At 63.4% G+C, this 15,572-nt stretch carries 15 protein-coding genes; 4 read left to right on the top strand and 11 right to left on the bottom strand.

Annotated elements, in window-relative coordinates:
• Positions 1-33: 33 nt before the first annotated feature.
• The 3 genes from C3F36_RS03355 to C3F36_RS03365 are packed head-to-tail and all read right to left on the bottom strand — an operon-like array spanning position 34 to position 1,218.
• Positions 34-480, bottom strand: a complete 447-nt coding sequence (locus tag C3F36_RS03355) for a YeeE/YedE family protein (protein WP_199769659.1) — start codon at positions 478-480, stop codon at positions 34-36.
• A gap of 13 nt (positions 481-493) precedes the next feature.
• The gene (locus C3F36_RS03360; RefSeq protein WP_199769660.1) at positions 494-907 is read right to left on the bottom strand and encodes a YeeE/YedE family protein; all 414 of its coding nucleotides are present in this window, start codon (positions 905-907) and stop codon (positions 494-496) included.
• Positions 904-1,218: an ArsR/SmtB family transcription factor gene (locus C3F36_RS03365; RefSeq protein ID WP_039039225.1), complete on the bottom strand. Its 315-nt coding sequence runs from the start codon at positions 1,216-1,218 to the stop codon at positions 904-906. The genes C3F36_RS03360 and C3F36_RS03365 overlap by 4 nt, the downstream gene beginning before the upstream one ends.
• A gap of 86 nt (positions 1,219-1,304) precedes the next feature.
• Here C3F36_RS03365 and C3F36_RS03370 point away from each other — a divergent pair, with 86 nt between their 5' ends.
• The 4 genes from C3F36_RS03370 (at position 1,305) to C3F36_RS03385 (ending at position 4,473) form a co-directional block, all read left to right on the top strand.
• A complete protein-coding gene (locus tag C3F36_RS03370; protein WP_104454468.1) occupies positions 1,305-1,490 on the top strand; it encodes a YgaP family membrane protein in 186 nt (61 codons plus the stop codon).
• Positions 1,491-1,542: 52 nt separating this feature from the next.
• Positions 1,543-2,814 carry an NAD(P)/FAD-dependent oxidoreductase gene (locus C3F36_RS03375; RefSeq protein WP_104454469.1) on the top strand — a complete coding sequence of 424 codons (1,272 nt, stop codon included), beginning with the start codon at positions 1,543-1,545 and terminating at the stop codon, positions 2,812-2,814.
• A gap of 371 nt (positions 2,815-3,185) precedes the next feature.
• Positions 3,186-3,563 (top strand): hypothetical protein, encoded by a 378-nt coding sequence (locus C3F36_RS03380; RefSeq protein WP_039039228.1) that lies wholly within the window; start codon positions 3,186-3,188, stop codon positions 3,561-3,563.
• Between the two features lie 181 nt (positions 3,564-3,744).
• Positions 3,745-4,473, top strand: a complete 729-nt coding sequence (locus C3F36_RS03385; protein WP_041213246.1) for an MgtC/SapB family protein — start codon at positions 3,745-3,747, stop codon at positions 4,471-4,473.
• A 78-nt stretch (positions 4,474-4,551) separates the two neighbouring features.
• On the opposite strand, the gene C3F36_RS03390 is transcribed toward C3F36_RS03385, so the two are convergent.
• From C3F36_RS03390 to grpE, 8 genes are all read right to left on the bottom strand, one after another.
• The gene (locus C3F36_RS03390; protein ID WP_104454470.1) at positions 4,552-5,562 is read right to left on the bottom strand and encodes a substrate-binding domain-containing protein; all 1,011 of its coding nucleotides are present in this window, start codon (positions 5,560-5,562) and stop codon (positions 4,552-4,554) included.
• Positions 5,563-5,589: 27 nt separating this feature from the next.
• Positions 5,590-7,005 carry a glycoside hydrolase family 32 protein gene (locus tag C3F36_RS03395; RefSeq protein ID WP_104454471.1) on the bottom strand — a complete coding sequence of 472 codons (1,416 nt, stop codon included), beginning with the start codon at positions 7,003-7,005 and terminating at the stop codon, positions 5,590-5,592.
• Positions 7,005-8,369, bottom strand: a complete 1,365-nt coding sequence (locus tag C3F36_RS03400; RefSeq protein WP_104454472.1) for a sucrose-specific PTS transporter subunit IIBC — start codon at positions 8,367-8,369, stop codon at positions 7,005-7,007. Before C3F36_RS03400 ends, C3F36_RS03395 begins: the two co-directional genes overlap by 1 nt.
• Positions 8,370-8,452: 83 nt before the next feature.
• Positions 8,453-9,412 (bottom strand): aminoimidazole riboside kinase, encoded by a 960-nt coding sequence (locus C3F36_RS03405; protein WP_104455995.1) that lies wholly within the window; start codon positions 9,410-9,412, stop codon positions 8,453-8,455.
• A gap of 111 nt (positions 9,413-9,523) precedes the next feature.
• Positions 9,524-11,014, bottom strand: a complete 1,491-nt coding sequence (locus tag C3F36_RS03410) for a carbohydrate porin (RefSeq protein ID WP_080944225.1) — start codon at positions 11,012-11,014, stop codon at positions 9,524-9,526.
• Positions 11,015-11,279: 265 nt separating this feature from the next.
• Positions 11,280-12,416, bottom strand: coding sequence for a molecular chaperone DnaJ (gene dnaJ, locus C3F36_RS03415; RefSeq protein WP_010673647.1), 1,137 nt, complete (start codon positions 12,414-12,416; stop codon positions 11,280-11,282).
• 269 nt (positions 12,417-12,685) lie between these two features.
• Positions 12,686-14,614, bottom strand: coding sequence for a molecular chaperone DnaK (gene dnaK / locus C3F36_RS03420; RefSeq protein ID WP_010673646.1), 1,929 nt, complete (start codon positions 14,612-14,614; stop codon positions 12,686-12,688).
• Positions 14,615-14,898: 284 nt separating this feature from the next.
• A complete protein-coding gene (gene grpE, locus C3F36_RS03425) occupies positions 14,899-15,474 on the bottom strand; it encodes a nucleotide exchange factor GrpE (protein WP_029314044.1) in 576 nt (191 codons plus the stop codon).
• Positions 15,475-15,572 lie beyond the last annotated feature (98 nt).

Here is a 15,572-nt window from a genome sequence, read left to right on the forward strand (position 1 = left end):
TCTCCTTCCCTGGCTCATGGGCACCTTGAAAACTCAGGCAATACGGTGCTGGCGAGCCTTCTCCAGCACCCTGTTCCAGACCTTGTCCACCAGCAGGATCCCGGCCGCCATGGCCCCGATGAACAACAATATCATGGGCTGTCCGCTGGAAATGAGACTCAAGGCAGGCCCTGGACAGATGCCGACCAGGCCCCAACCGATCCCGAACAGCGCAGCCCCGCCAATCAGGCGGCGATCCAGCACGGGAGCGGGAACCCGGACCATGGGCTCCCCCAGCAGGCTCAGACGACGGGGTTTCACCAGCAGGAAGTAGCCCGGCATGAAGACAGCCAGGGCCCCTCCCATCACGAAGGCCAGGCTGGGATCCCAGGCACCGGCCAGATCGAGAAACCCGGTGACCCGCGCCGGATCCATCATCCCGGAGAGGGTCATCCCCAGGCCAAACAGCAGACCCGCGAGCAAACTTGTCAGCAATGCCATGACGATCAACCCCTTACAGCAGATGATGAGTGACGAAGACGGTGATAAAGCCAGCCGCCATAAAGGTGAGGGTGGCCGCGATGGAGCGCAGGGAGAGCCGCCCCATGCCGCAGATGCCGTGACCGCTGGTGCAGCCATTGCCAAGACGGGTGCCGATGCCCACCAGCAGGCCGGCCAGCAGCACCACGGGCCAGCCGGGCAAGGCATCAAAGGCGGGCATGGTGGCCCAACCCAGGGTCAGCGCCAGCCAGGCCCCCAGTCCCAATCCCAGCAGAAACAGCACCCGCCAGGGGGTTTTGTACTGCATTGCACCGGCCAGAATGCCGCTGATCCCGGCCACCCGGCCGTTGAACAACATCAGGATCAGGGCCGAGAGCCCCGCCAGCATGCCGCCCCCCAACGAGAGCAGCCATTGGCTTTCCATCATCGAATTTCCTCATCTGAGTGACAAAAATGGGTTTGCAGCGCCGCCAGCACATCGGCCGCCGCCTCGCTCACCAGGGAGTAGTAGATCTGCTGGGAGACTTTGCGCGAGCGGATAAGGCCCTGGCGCTTCAATACCGACAGTTGCTGGGAGAAGGCCGACTGCCCGAGCTGGCTGTGGGCCAGCAGCTCCCCGACCCCCTTCTCCCCTTCCACCAGCTGGCAGAGCACCATCAGGCGTTCGGGATGAGCCAGCGCCTTGAGCAGGCCGGCGGCGGCAGTCGCATGTCGGTTCATCTCGTCGAAGTGGCTCATAAGATTAAATTAGCAATTGCTGATATTTGTTCTATTGTATAAAACAACTCTAAATTAGCAATCACTAAACAAAAGGGAGACGAGAAATGACCATCGATAACGGAGTCAGAGTGGTCGCAGGTGGCATGTTGCTGCTGTCGCTGCTGCTCACGACCTGGGTCCACCCGGGCTTTGTCTGGTTGAGCGTCTTTGTCGGGGTCAACCTGATCCAGAGCGCGTTCACCGGGGTCTGTCCCGCCGCCGCCGTGCTCAGGCGAATGGGGCTCAAATAGGCAGGCGGACATATTGGCTCACAGGAGCCGTGTAATAGAGCGGAGGCTCATTATGGCAACCATCATCATCATCGGGGCAGGGTTGGGGGGCATGTCGGCCGCCTACGAGCTCAAGGCCGAACTCGGCAAGCAGCACGACGTCATCCTGGTGAACGACAAACCCGACTTTGAATTCAACCCTTCGAACCCGTGGATTGCGGTCCGGTGGCGAGAGCGCAAGGATATCTCCCTCCCCATAGAGCCTCATGTGAAGAAGAAGGGGATCCGCTTCATCCACGCCGCCCTGACCGGGTTGCAGCCCCTCGAACAGCAGATCCGCCTCTCCGATGGCCAGCACCTGCACTACGACTTTCTGGTGCTCTGCACCGGCCCCGCACTCGCCTTTGAAGAGGTGCAGGGAGCGGGCCCGACGGCGGGCGGCACCGCCAGCGTCTGCACCCTCTCCCACGCAGAGGAGTGCCTGCACAGTGTCAACGGGCTGCTCGACGAACCGGGTCCGGTGATCGTCGGTGCCATGCCCGGCGCCTCCTGCTTCGGCCCGGCCTACGAATACGCCTTCATCCTCGATCGCCACCTGCGCGACAAGAAGGTGAGAAAGGACGTGCCCATGACCTTCGTCACCAGCGAACCCTACATCGGTCACCTCGGCCTCAACGGCGTGGGGGATTCCAAGGGCATGCTGGAGAGCGAGCTGCGCATGCGCGACATGCAATGGATCTGCAATGCCCGCACCGTGACGGCCAGGGATGGGGTGATGACGGTGGAGGAGCTGGATGAAGATGGCAACGTCAAGCGCACCCACAGCCTCCCCTACAAGCATGCCATGATGCTGCTCGCCTTCGCCGGCATCAGCCCCCTGCGGGGCCTCGAGGGGCTGGTCAATCCCCGCGAGTTCGTCATCGTCGACGAACACCAGCGCAACCCTGTCTTCCCGCAGATTTACGCCGCCGGGGTCTGCATCGCCATCCCGCCCCAGCACAAGACGCCGGTCCCGACCGGGGTGCCCAAGACCGGCTACATGATCGAGGCCATGGTGCGCACCTTAAGCCACAACATCAAGGCGGAGCTGGACGGCCAGCCCCCGGTCACCCGGGCGGTGTGGAATGCCATCTGTCTGGCGGACATGGGGGACACAGGGGCCGCCTTCGTGGCCATGCCGCAGATCCCGCCGCGCAACGTCGCCTGGTTCAAGAAAGGGAAGTGGGTCCACCTGGCCAAGATAGCGTTCGAGAAGTATTTCCTGCACAAGATGCAGGTGGGCGACACCGAACCCATCTATGAAAAACTGATGCTCAAATACCTGGGCATCGACAAGACCCGGTAACCCCCCAAGGGCACGCCGGTGAAGGGAATAGCGCTCCCTTTACCGGCGCTTTCATCTCTTTTTTATTATGTTTCAATATGTTGCTATCAAGGGCTCGGGGTTTACCCAGGCCGCCGTATCGGCTACCATGTCGCCTCTTTATCACTAGCGGAGACCATCGGTGGGCAACTCATCAAGTGACAGACGCACGCCGGCCCTCGTCGTCGGCACCCTGGTCGCGAGCTAGCCGCAGGTTTTTCTCTGCCGCGACTCGCCACCCTGCGAGAAGTGGATCCCTCTTTTCCCCGCTTTTCACACTTGACGTCAGGTGACGCGGACTCATCCCCCGACACCTTGCCTGCATAGTTTCTGCTTCCCAAAAGGAGGCTGCTATGCGCTTGATTTCAAACAACCCTGTCGCTGACAAATCCCCTTCCCTGCTGAGCAGACTGGGACGGGGCCTGCGACCACTCTGGCAACGTGGCAGACGGCGTCAGCACCTCTATCGGCTGCACATCCGCTGCGAAGACAGAGCCGACATGGAGCAGGTGCTGGCCGCGGTGAGCCACACCCTGCAACCGGCCGGACTCAGTCCTCTGCAGTCCATGCAGCCCGGGCGCGGTGAAGGCCGCGTGCTGGTGCTGAGCCTCTACTGCACGCCGCCCCAGCGCCGCTATCTGGTGCAGTTCATCCACCAGGTCGGGGCTGTCCACCCGGTACGCTGGGAACTGCGCCCCCGCGCCGGGGACGACGCCACCACCAGCCATTGACCCTCGAATGAGGCGGGTCCTTCCCGGGCAACCGTGAAGGGCCTCTTCCCTGTTCTGCGCCATCCCGCCCCGTCAGGAGGCGGGTCGCGCCCTTGCATTCACCACGATGTCGACCTTGCCCCCCGTCTCTCACGCAACCCGGGGGCGAAGGCTGGTCGGCATCCCCAGAAGGAGACCCTTCATGAGAATGTGGCAACAACTCGATTTTCTCGCCCTGCTCGACACCCTGGCCAGCCTGCTGCTCGCCTTCGTGCTGGGCAGTCTGGTCGGCCTGGAGCGCCAGTACCGCCAGCGCACCGCCGGCCTTCGCACCAACGTGCTGGTCGCCGTGGGGGCGGCCCTGTTCGTCAACCTGGCCCAGCGCATCTATGACCTGCATGGCGGCAGTTACGGGGTCGTCCACGTGGTGGCCTACATCGTCTCCGGCATCGGTTTTCTCGGCGCCGGCGTCATCATGCGGGAATCCGGCAACATCCGGGGCATCAACACAGCGGCCACCCTGTGGGGCGTGGCCGCGGTCGGGGCCGCCTGCGGCGCCGGGTTCGCCCTGGAGGCCATCCTCGGCGCCCTCTTCGTGCTGGCCGCCAACACCCTGCTGCGCCCCCTGGTCAACCAGATAAACCGTGACCCGGTGGACAACATGGACACCGAAGTGACCTATCACGTGACCGCTCTCATCGGCCGCGCTCACCAGAAGGAGGTACTGCCCTGGCTCGAGCAGATGCTGGAGCAGGCCCACTACCCCCTGAGCGAGCTCGACATCACCCCCTTCGGCGATCAGGATCTCGAGATCTCGGCGGCGCTGCTCGCCACCGCCATCGATGGCACCAAGCTCGATGCCCTGATGAACACGCTCGGGGAGCACCCTCACATCAAGCAGATCTTCTGGCGGGCCAGCATTACCGATTGACGCCCTCATACCAGTCGCAGCACAAAAAGCCCCGCCGGATCCGGCGGGGCTTTTTCACAGGAAAGGGAAGCCGTGTGCCTAGCGGCGGCTGCGCCAGCGCACCCTGGGGTTAATGACCTGGGCGGTCTGGGCAGGGGGATTGCCCGCGATGAGTTGCTGCATCATCTCGAAGGCGGCCCGGGCCAGGGCCGGGCAATCCTGGGCCACGGAATCGATGCGCATGGGGATGCAGTCGAGCAGATCGTGATCGTCGAAGGTACACAGGCGCATGCCGGTCTCCATCAGTTCCGCCTCGTTGAGGTAGCGCAGCACCCCCTCCAGCAGGGTGAAGGAGGCGGTAAAAAGCCCCTTCGGCGGCGCCCCGAGTTCGTCCACCAGCTCAGACATCAGCTGATAGCCCGAGCTCGGCTGGTAGTCACGGTGGCGGACCCGGTCTGAAGTGGCCTCCAGCCCGGCCCGGTGCAATCCGAGCTCGTAACCCGCCAGCCGGTGGCGGCTGGGGGAGAGATCCAGCAGACCGCCGAAGTAGTAGATCTCCTCCCCGCAATCCTCGGCCATATCCTGCACCAGCTCGGCGGTAGCCTTGCAGGCGTCCGAGATCACCATGGGCAGGCGCGACTCACCGATGTGGCGGTCGAGCTGCACCACCGGCAAGCGGTCGTGGATGCGGGCATAGATGTCGTCACTGTGGCCGCTGGAGGCGACGATGAGGCCATCCACCTGACGGCTGATGAGGTTGTCCACCACCCGCTGCTCCAGAGTGGGATCATCCTCGGAGCAGGCGATGAGCAGCTGGATCCCCGCCTCCCGACAGCGGGCCTCCAGGGCACGGGCGATGCTGGCGAAGCCGAAGTTGGTGAGGTCGGGGATCACCAGCCCCCAGGTGTAACTGCGGCTCTCGCGCAGGGAGCGGGCGTGGATGCTCGGCTGATAGTGGCACTCGTCCGCCACCGCCTGGATCCGCTTGCGGGTATCGTCGGCGATGCGGTATTCCGCACTCTTGCCGTTGAGCACCAGGCTGGCGGTGGCCTTGGAGACCCCCGCAAGCGTGGCTATCTGGGCAATCGTGATCCGTTTCTTCTTCTCCACCTGACCTCCCGGCAAACTGAGACCGGGCTATTGTACTAGGCAGGTCGCCAGCGGCCAGTGATCGAGGCAAATTTTGCTGCCATCACCACCACAACGTGCGGAAAGTACTGGGTTTTCGCCGGGGAAGTAACGGGTCGACAAGCTCTGGCGCCCGCCATCGACGAAGCACTCCAGGCTGGAGCGGTCACACAAGACGGTGATCTTGCCCCCAAGCCAGGGGGCGCTTCGCTCCTCCCACTCCCCGCTCTGCCAGTTCTGGCGCCGCAGGATGATGCGCCCCGGCTGCCACACCAGCTCGGCCACGGCGCCAAACCAGAGGCTGCCCTCACCGCCAAGCGCCAGATCGAGCCAGGCCGAGTCGATGGCCAGCCCCGGAAATTCACCGAGCGTCCCCTCGAAGCGGGTCTGCTCCCCCTTCAATGCCGCGAGCTCCGCCACTGGCCGCTGGCAGAGCCAGTCGTCTTGCCAGAACAGCTCTCGCGGGCAGCTCATCTGATGGAGCCAGCCATAGGGGATGGTCGGCTGGCTCATCTCGTTCTCCTCCGGCAGCCCCAGCCAGCCGAACAGCAGGCGCCGCCCCTGGCTGTCTTGGGTGGTTTGCGGCGCATAGAACTCGAAGCCCCTGTCCAGCTCGTGAAAGGCCCCGTGCTCGAACTGCTCGCCGTCGAAATCGCCCGCCAGCCAGCCGCACTGATAGAGGTTGCGATAATCCTCCCCTTGCGGGGCAATCCCCTGGGGGCAGCTCATCAGCACATGGCGATCTCCCAGGGGGAAGAGGTCCGGGCACTCCCACATATAGCCAAAGTCCCCTAGACCGCCGCGCCCGCTGCCGGCGATGGGGCCCACCAGCGTCCAGGCATCCAGCCTGTCGCCGCGATAGAGCAGCACCTCCCCCCGATCGTCCAGGGTGCGGGCCCCCAGCACCATGAGCCACTGCTGGCCGTCGTGCCACACCTTGGGGTCGCGCACATGGCCGCTGTAGCCTTGGGGCAGATCCAGCACGGGGCCCAGCTTGTCGAAACCACCCCGTCCATCGTCGCGGGCCAGAGACTGGAAGGCGGTGCGGCTGCCGTCCGGGTATTTGACGTTGCCGGTGTAGATGAGGGTCAGACGCCCCTGCTCGTCGCTCACCGCCGAGCCCGAATAGCAGCCGTGGCTCTCATAGGCCTCGGTGGGCAGCAGCGCCACTGGCTCGTGCTGCCAGTGCAGCAGATCGGTGGAGGTGACGTGCCCCCAGCCCTTGTTGCGGTGCTCGCAACCGAGCGGGTTCCACTGGTAGAAAAGATGGTAGCGCCCGTCGTACTCGATGAAGCCGTTGGGATCGTTGAGCAGCCCCACCGGGGCTGCCAGATGCCAGCGGGGCCGATGGGGATCGGCCGCCGCCTTGAGCTGTCCGGCCAGCAGGGACCGGACAATCTGGTTCAGGAGATGGCTTTCCTTCATCACTCCACCTTGTACTTGAGCAGGTAGGAGGCGGCGAAAGCGGCGCCAAAGGCGATCACCAGACCGATGACGTAGTGGATGAGGCTCATGGGCTGGACGATGGCCATGCCGGGGATGCCGGTCAGCCCCACCGCCGTCATGCCGACCTTGGCCGCCACCACGTAGGCGCCGCCGCAGGCCCCGCCAAACAGACCGGCCAGGAAGGGCTTGATGTAGCGCAGGTTGACCCCGAAGATCGCCGCCTCGGTGATGCCGAGCAGGCAGGACATGGCCGCCGGCACCGTGATGGCCTTGATCTTCACGTCCCGGGTCTTGAAGTAGACCGCGAGGCAAGCCCCGCCCTGGGCCACGTTGGCCATGGCCCAGATGGGCAGCAGGAAGTTGACGCCGATGGCAGGGTTGGCCAGCAGCCCCGCCTCGATGGCGTGGAAGCTGTGGTGGATGCCGGTGATGACGATGAGCGAATAGGTGCCGCCAAACACCAGCCCCGCCAGCCAGCCCGCCTGCTCATAGAGGGCGCTCAGACCAAAGGAGATGCCATCCCCCAGTACCCGACCCGCCGGGCCGATAAAGAGCAGCGCCACGAAGCCGGTGATGATGACGGTGAGAAACGGCGTGAGGATCAGATCCAGGGCGTCCGGGATGCGCTTGCGCAGCTGCTTCTCCAGATGTGACATGAACCAGACCGCCAGCAGCACGGGGAAGACGGTGCCCTGATAGCCGATCATGGCCACATCCAGCCCGAAGAAGTCCATGGTCTTGAAGCCACCCGCCACGCCCCAGGCGTTGGTCAGCGCCGGGTGGGTGAGAATGCCGCCAAGGGTCGCCCCCAGATAGGGGTTGCCGCCAAATTCGCGCGCCGCCGTAAAGCCGATCAGGATGGGCAGTATGATAAAGGCCGCCGAGCTGAACATGTCGAGCATCACAAACAGGGCGCTGTCTGCGTTGACCCAGCCGTAGGTGCGCACCATGCCGAGCAGCCCCATCAGCAGGCCGGACGCGACGATTGCCGGGATGATGGGGACGAAGATGTTGGAGAGGGTCCGCGCCAGGCGCTGTGCCACATTGAGCTTGGCCGTCGCCATGTCGGTCAGCTCCGCCTTGCTGGCGGTGCCGGTACCGGTCAGCGCCACGAACTCGGCATAGACCTTGTTGACCAGACCGGTGCCGAAGATCACCTGGATTTGGCCGGCGTTGCTGAAGCACCCCTTGACCCCGTCCAGCTTGTCGATGGCGGCCTTGTTCACCTTGCTGTCGTCCGCCAGCACCAGCCGCAGCCGGGTGGCGCAGTGGGCGGCGCTGACGATGTTCTCCTTGCCCCCGAGCAGGGGCACCAGATCCTGGGCTATCGCGCTGATATTCATATTCTTCCTCTTATGACCCGCCACGCTGGCGGGCCCTTGTCACATGAGAGTAGGGGCTGTCGAGCCGGGCTTCTAGCCGCAGATCAACAGCCGTCTGCGCCTGATCGCAAAAATTCATCCAGCCGGGTGCGGGTGGGCAGTGCCGTCATCGCCCCCTTGGCGGTGGTGGCGAGCGCCCCGCAGCCGTGGGCCTGAGCCAGAATGGCGGGCAGCTCGGCCAGCGTCGGCAGCGAGGTCCGTTCGGCCAAGGCCGCCAGCAGCCCGGCGACGAAGGCGTCCCCCGCCCCCGTAGTATCGAGTGGCGTCACTTTGGGCCCCACCCACTCCAGCAACTCGCCACCCAGACGGGCCACCACGCCCCCCGCCCCCCGGGTCACCAGCACCAGTGCCGGGCCTGAAAGAGTGGCAAGCCCCGCCGCCAGATCGTCCAGACCGCTCAGCAGTTGCAGCTCCTCCACCGAGAGCTTGACCACGTCTGCGAGGGCCATGGCCTCGCGCACCACGGGCAGCATCTCGGCAGGGTTGCCCCACACCTCTGGCCTCAGGTTGGGGTCGAAGCAGACCCGCCCCCCGACGGCACGGATGGTCGCCATGGCTTGCAGGCAACTGCTGCGCACCGGCTCGTTGGCGAGCGCAATGGAGCAGGTCAGCAGCCACTGCCCGGCCTGGAAGACCGGCAGATCGGCGTGGCTCAGGAATTGATCGGCACTGGGGCGCACCATGAAGGTGAAGCTGCGCTCCCCCGCGTCATCGAGATCCACCAGCACCGTGCTGGTGCGATGGGCCGGATCCTGGATCAGGTGGCGAATGTCGACCCCCTCCCTGGCCAGGGTCTCCCCCATGAAGCGGCCGAAGGGATCCGCGCCGACCCGGCCAATGAAAGCCGACTCCCCGCCGAGCCGGGCAACGCCCACCGCCACGTTGGCCGGTGCGCCACCCGGACATTTGAGGTAGTGCTGCTCCCCTTCCGGGATCAAGTCCACTACCGCATCCCCCATTACCCACACACGATTCGTCACCTTGTTGCTACTCCACTGCTGCACAGGATTTGCCGGGGTCAGCCCCGGGTTCTGGGTCCGCATTATCAGCTAAACCGTTTTAGCTAACCAACAGATCCCGGGGCCGCCTGCCATTTTTGTGATCGGGATAACGAACTAGAACCAGGTTTCCATCTGCACGCCAAAGTTCCACTCGCCCCCGGCGGTGAAGTTGCTCTGGCCCATGGCATCGGAGCTGGCGTAGTTGTCGAGCTCGGAGGACCAGTCCATCCAGGTGGCGAACACCCGAAGCTCGGGCCGCTCGAAGAAGCCGGCGGTCTGCGCCTTGAAGGTCGGCGCGAAGGTGAGCTTGGTGAAATCGCCGCTCACCGCCTGACGACCCTTGTAGCCCTTGGGATCGAGGTCCATGTACTGCCAGGTCGCCTCGTAAACCAGCTCGACGTTCTGGCTCAGCACCTGGGCCAGGCGGCCATTGAGGGTCACCCAGCGGTACTCGTCCCCTTTCACGTAACGATCCTGGCTGTGCTCGGCCAGCAGGGCCGGGGCCACACGCCAGCGGGGCGCAAGATCGGTGGCGCCAAACACTGCGACCCGCACCGCATCGGCATCCGGCAGCAGCTCGCTGTCGGAGCCCAGCCCCTTGAGCTCGGCACCCAGACCGTGGCCATACAGCACCGCCGCCTTGGAGAAACCGGGGTTGATGCCAAAGAAGCTGTCGGCGTGGTAGGCCACCAGGGTGTGGGCACCCTTGTTCGCCGCTTCGCTGCCCGCGCCGCCGTCGTTGATGCGCGCCTCGTTATCCTTGGCGGAGAGGCCGTTCAGCATCCACTGCCAGTTGCCAACGCGGTTGTTCATGGTGAGGATGTAGCTCTCGATGTCGGAGAGACCGCTCGCGCTGATGTCGCCGTAGTCGCGCCCGTAGAGGGAGAAGTTCGCCTTCCAGCTGTCGGCCAGCTGCACGTCGTAGACGCCGCCGCCGGTACCGGCCAGGAAGACCACGTCCGAGTCGAGCCAGTGGATGTCGAAGTTGTCCCGGTCAAAGCGCTTGCCCGCCCAGAGCACCGAGTGCTGGAAAGGACCGCTGAAGCTCGCCAGATCGCCGATTTCGGCAAACACCTGGCGGGTGTTGAGGCTGGAATCGCTGGCGGTCCAGTCGTTGCTGGTCTCCACCCCGTCCGCCAGCATCAGCTTGTAGCGGGCCCAGCTGCCATCGTCGAAGGTCTGGGTCTTCAGCAGGTTGGCCTCCATGTAGGTGTCATCCTCGTTGCCAAGGCGACCCACGGCGCCGCCCACCGAGCCGGCCGGGGTGATGTAGGGGCCGCCGCGGCCACCATTGCCGTTGCCGTTCACCAGCAGGCCCGAGCGGGCATAGCCGTGGAACTCGAAGCCCTGGGCCCCGGCGGTCTGCTTGTCCACCTTCTCGCTCTGGGCCTTGGCAACCACGGCGGTCTCGCGGGCTTCGTTTGCCTTGCTCTGGGCCTCATCGGCCCGCGCTTCGGCAGCGGTGGCGCGCGCCTCGGCTGCCTGCACCCGCGCCTCCAGCGCCGCCAGCCTGGCTTCGATACCACCATCCGCCGCCCACAGCGGGCTGCTCATTCCCAATCCCAGCGCCACGGCCAGCGCCAACTTGCTCTTGAACATCGTCATCGTCCTCACCTGTCTTCTGTCGCCCGTCCGGGCTCTGTTGTTGTTGACGAGCTGAGGATAGCTAAACCGCTTTAGCTGACTCAATATGCCAGCTAAACCGTTTCAGCAGGAGTGTGAGCGGGATAACATTTGTACAGGAGGAATTGGTGGAAGTTGTGAGGAGGATCCCTCATCGGGATCCACTCAATAAGGGGGGATCCAGGCCAGATGGCGGGCAAAAAAAAAGCCGGCACATCCGTGCCGGCTTGGGTAACGCGGGTCGCGTTTATTTGGTCAGGTCGTCGAAGAAGCGTTTCACCCCTTCGAAGAAGCCTTCGGATTTCGGCTTGTGAGTCTTGGCAGCGGCGCCGCTGAAGGAGTCGTCCAGCTGGCGCAGCAGATCTTTCTGGGTCTCGGTCAGCTTGACCGGAGTCTCGATCACCACCTTGCACATCAGATCCCCCACCTGGCCGGAGCGCACGGACTTGACGCCCTTGCCCCGCAGGCGGAACAGCTTGCCGGTCTGGGTCTCCGGGGTCACCTTGAGCTTGACCCGGCCATCCAGGGTCGGCACCTCGATCTCGCCGCCGAGCGCCGCCGTGGTGAAGCTGATGGGCACTTCGCAGTAGAGGTCGTTGCCGTCACGGACGAAGATCTCGTGCTCGCGCACGTGAACCTGTACGTAGAGATCCCCCGCCGATGCGCCGGTTTCCCCCGCCTCCCCTTCGCCGGAGAGACGGATGCGATCCCCGGTATCGACCCCGGCCGGGATCTTGACCGACAGGGTCTTGGTCTTCTGGTAGCGCCCTTCCCCATGGCACTTGCGGCACGGATCCTTGATGATCTTGCCGCGACCGTGACAGTGGGGGCAAGGCTGCTGCACCGCGAAGAAGCCCTGACGCATCTGCACCTGGCCGGAGCCGTGGCAGGTGGGGCAGGTCTGGGCCTGGCTACCGGTATGGGCACCGGAGCCGTTGCACACTTCGCAGTGGACCTGGGTCGGGATCTTGATCTCCTTGGAAACCCCGCGCACCGCCTCTTCCAGCGTCAGCTCCATGTTGTAGCGCAGATCGGCGCCACGGGCCGGGCCGCGACGACCGCCCCCGCGACCACCGAAGATGTCGCCAAACACGTCGCCGAAGATGTCGCCGAAATCGGCACCACCGCCAAAGCCGCCGTGGCCGCCACCCTGGCTCGGATCCACCCCGGCATGACCGTACTGGTCATAACGGGCACGCAGGTTCTCGTCGGTCAGGACCTCGTAGGCTTCCTTGACCTCTTTGAACTTCTCTTCAGCCCCGGCATCACCCTGGTTGCGATCCGGGTGATACTTCATGGCCAGACGCTTGTACGCCTTCTTGATCTCGCGCTCGTCGGCACCTTTCGATACCCCGAGCACTTCGTAGAAATCGCGCTTCGACATACTCATCCTGTTGCTATATCAGCAGTTACGCAGACGGGCGTTGGTTACCCAACGCCCGTAAATTCATTGACGAATCTGCTCACACTCTTACTACGAAGCCGTGATCAAGGCTCATGTGCAGCTCGCTTGTTTGTAACCAAGAGTGCTCATGTATTCACATAGACTCCGGTTCTTGCGCTGCTCTTTACCTTGCTGACGGCCTCTCGCGATAGACCGTGAACAGATTCTGAGCCGATGGGCGAAGCGGACTTCGCCCATCCGGGTCGGGCTTACTTCTTGTCGTCTTTCACTTCTTCGAACTCGGCGTCGACCACGTCGTCGTCAGCCTTGGCAGAAGAGGAGGACTGACCGGCGTCAGCACCGGCGGCGCCTTGCGCCTGAGCCTGCTGCTGAGCAATTTCCATCAGCTTCTGGGACGCTTCCAGCAGCGCTTGCTGCTTGGCTTCGATGGCAGCCTTGTCGTCACCCTTGATGGCGGATTCCAGCTCGCTCAGGGCAGTCTCGATCTTGGTCTTCTCGTCGGCAGGCAGAGCTTCACCGGCTTCGGTGACCTGCTTGCGCACGGAGTGGACCAGACCGTCAGCCTGGTTGCGGGCCTGCACCAGCTCTTCGAACTTCTTGTCCTCGGCCGCGTTGGCTTCGGCTTCGCGTACCATGCGTTCGATCTCGTCATCAGACAGACCGGAAGAGGCCTGGATGGTGATCTTCTGCTCCTTGTTGGTCTCCTTGTCTTTCGCGGAGACGTGCAGGATGCCGTTGGCGTCGATGTCGAAGGTCACTTCGATCTGCGGCAGACCGCGCGGTGCCGGACGGATGCCTTCCAGGTTGAACTGGCCCAGGGACTTGTTGTCGCTGGCGCGCTTGCGCTCACCCTGCAGCACGTGAATGGTCACGGCAGACTGGTTGTCTTCGGCGGTGGAGAACACCTGGGACTTCTTGGTCGGAATGGTGGTGTTCTTCTCGATGAGCGCGGTCATCACGCTGCCCATGGTTTCGATCCCCAGGGAGAGCGGAGTCACGTCCAGCAGCAGTACGTCGGTCTTGTCACCGGACAGTACGGCACCCTGGATGGCAGCACCCATGGCCACGGCTTCGTCCGGGTTGACGTCTTTGCGCGGCTCTTTGCCGAAGAAGTCGGCCACGGTCTTCTGAACCAGCGGCATACGGGTCTGACCGCCCACCAGGATGACGTCGTCGATCTCGCCAACCGCCAGACCGGAGTCTTTCAGGGCGACACGAACAGGCTCCAGGGAGTCTTTCACCATGTCTTCCACCAGGGATTCCAGCTTGGCGCGGGTCACCTTGATGTTCATGTGCTTCGGACCGGTGGCATCTGCTGTGATGTACGGCAGGTTCACGTCGGTCTGCTGGGCAGAAGAGAGCTCGATCTTGGCTTTTTCGGCTGCATCTTTCAGACGCTGCAAGGCCAGCTGGTCGTTGCGCAGATCGATGCCCTGCTCGCGCTTGAACTCGTCAACCAGGTAGTTGATGACGCGGTTGTCGAAGTCTTCACCACCCAGGTGGGTGTTACCGTTGGTCGCCAGCACTTCGAAGGTGGTTTCCCCTTCGACTTCGTCGATCTCGATGATGGAGATATCGAAGGTACCGCCACCCAGGTCGTATACAGCAACCTTGCGCTCGCCCTTGACCTTGTTGACGCCGTAGGCAAACGCAGCCGCAGTCGGCTCGTTGATGATGCGCTTGACGTCCAGACCGGCGATGCGACCGGCATCCTTGGTGGCCTGACGCTGGGCGTCGTTGAAGTAGGCCGGTACGGTGATGACGGCTTCGGTCACCGGCTCGCCCAGGTAGTCCTCGGCGGTCTTCTTCATCTTTTTCAGCACTTCGGCAGAGATCTGCGGCGGTGCCATTTTCTTGCCTTTCACTTCAACCCAGGCGTCACCGTTGTCGGCCTTGGCGATGGCGTAAGGCATGATTTTCAGGTCACGTTGTACTTCGTCATCTTCGAAACGACGGCCGATCAGACGCTTGATGGCGAACAGCGTGTTCTTCGGGTTGGTGATGGCTTGGCGCTTGGCCGGCTGACCAACCAGGATTTCGCCGTCATCGGCATAGGCAATGATGGACGGAGTAGTACGGTCGCCTTCCGCGTTCTCGATCACGCGAGCATGGTCGCCATCCAGAATAGCGACGCAGGAGTTGGTAGTACCCAGGTCAATACCGATGATTTTACCCATTTGACGAATCTCCAAATACTTTGAATAAACTGGCGAGGGGCTCGCCTTGATACGTTAACGGCTAGGTGGGGCCTGCCACTGTGGCTTTCAAGCTCCCGGCATCAAATTTTTTGTGCCGCCGTGGCCTTGCAACCTATATGGGGTCTCAAGTCGGCGCTTCAAGTCCGGCCCTGAAAAAACCTGCATACAGGCCACCTGACAGCCAAATGACGCCAGACAGTTTTTTTTGGCGCCACATCCAACAAAAAGCCCGCCAAGCGGCGGGCTTGGTGAGAACAGCGCGATCAGTCAGCGGACTTGGACACCATCACCATGGCCGGGCGGATGACGCGGCCGTTGAGCTCGTAGCCCTTCTGCATCACGGCGATCACGGTGTTCGGCGCCACGTCGGCACTGGGCACCATGCTCATGGCCTGGTGGGCATTGGGGTCGAACGGCTGGTTAGTCGGGTCCAGCGCCACCAGGCCAAACTTGGCCACGCCGCTCTGCATGGATTTCAGGGTCAGCTCGACCCCTTCAATCATCGGCTTGAGGGTGTCGTTCTCCTTGTCCGCCAGCTCGATGGCGCGCTCCAGGTTGTCCAGCACCGGCAAGAGCTCTGCGGCGAACTTCTCCAGTGCAAACTTGTGGGCTTTCTCCACGTCCTGAGCGGCACGGCGACGCAGGTTCTCCATCTCGGCGACGGCGCGAATGGCGCGCTCGCGCTCTTCCAGGGAGGCCTGCTGGGCCGCCTCCAGCTGGGCCTCCAGCTCGGCGATGCGGGCCTGCTCGGCTGTCACTTCACTGTCTACATCGGTCGGCTCGACTGGCTGGGCTTCCACTTGCTCCATCGCTTCAACCTTTTGTTCTTCGTGGCTCATGACATCTCCAATATTCAGGGGTTGCGTGTGAGGGTGGCTGGCGTTCAGACAAGCGACACGCGCCAGCAGACCCTGTGTTGGCGCTATTATGGGGACAC

Source organism: Aeromonas sp. ASNIH2 (assembly GCF_002934795.1).
GTDB classification, from domain to species: domain Bacteria; phylum Pseudomonadota; class Gammaproteobacteria; order Enterobacterales; family Aeromonadaceae; genus Aeromonas; species Aeromonas caviae.

Excerpts from the sequence above, each read along its gene's own strand:
- C3F36_RS03400 (WP_104454472.1), bottom strand. The coding sequence starts at position 8,369 with ATGAATATCAGCGCGATAGCCCAGGATCTGGTGCCCCTGCTCGGGGGC.
- C3F36_RS03360 (WP_199769660.1), bottom strand. The coding sequence starts at position 907 with ATGATGGAAAGCCAATGGCTGCTCTCGTTGGGGGGCGGCATGCTGGCG.
- C3F36_RS03395 (WP_104454471.1), bottom strand. The coding sequence starts at position 7,005 with ATGAAGGAAAGCCATCTCCTGAACCAGATTGTCCGGTCCCTGCTGGCC.
- C3F36_RS03380 (WP_039039228.1), top strand. The coding sequence starts at position 3,186 with ATGCGCTTGATTTCAAACAACCCTGTCGCTGACAAATCCCCTTCCCTG.
- C3F36_RS03375 (WP_104454469.1), top strand. The coding sequence starts at position 1,543 with ATGGCAACCATCATCATCATCGGGGCAGGGTTGGGGGGCATGTCGGCC.
- dnaK (WP_010673646.1), bottom strand. The coding sequence starts at position 14,614 with ATGGGTAAAATCATCGGTATTGACCTGGGTACTACCAACTCCTGCGTC.
- C3F36_RS03365 (WP_039039225.1), bottom strand. The coding sequence starts at position 1,218 with ATGAGCCACTTCGACGAGATGAACCGACATGCGACTGCCGCCGCCGGC.
- C3F36_RS03370 (WP_104454468.1), top strand. The coding sequence starts at position 1,305 with ATGACCATCGATAACGGAGTCAGAGTGGTCGCAGGTGGCATGTTGCTG.
- C3F36_RS03410 (WP_080944225.1), bottom strand. The coding sequence starts at position 11,014 with ATGACGATGTTCAAGAGCAAGTTGGCGCTGGCCGTGGCGCTGGGATTG.
- C3F36_RS03385 (WP_041213246.1), top strand. The coding sequence starts at position 3,745 with ATGAGAATGTGGCAACAACTCGATTTTCTCGCCCTGCTCGACACCCTG.
- C3F36_RS03355 (WP_199769659.1), bottom strand. The coding sequence starts at position 480 with ATGGCATTGCTGACAAGTTTGCTCGCGGGTCTGCTGTTTGGCCTGGGG.
- dnaJ (WP_010673647.1), bottom strand. The coding sequence starts at position 12,416 with ATGTCGAAGCGCGATTTCTACGAAGTGCTCGGGGTATCGAAAGGTGCC.
- grpE (WP_029314044.1), bottom strand. The coding sequence starts at position 15,474 with ATGAGCCACGAAGAACAAAAGGTTGAAGCGATGGAGCAAGTGGAAGCC.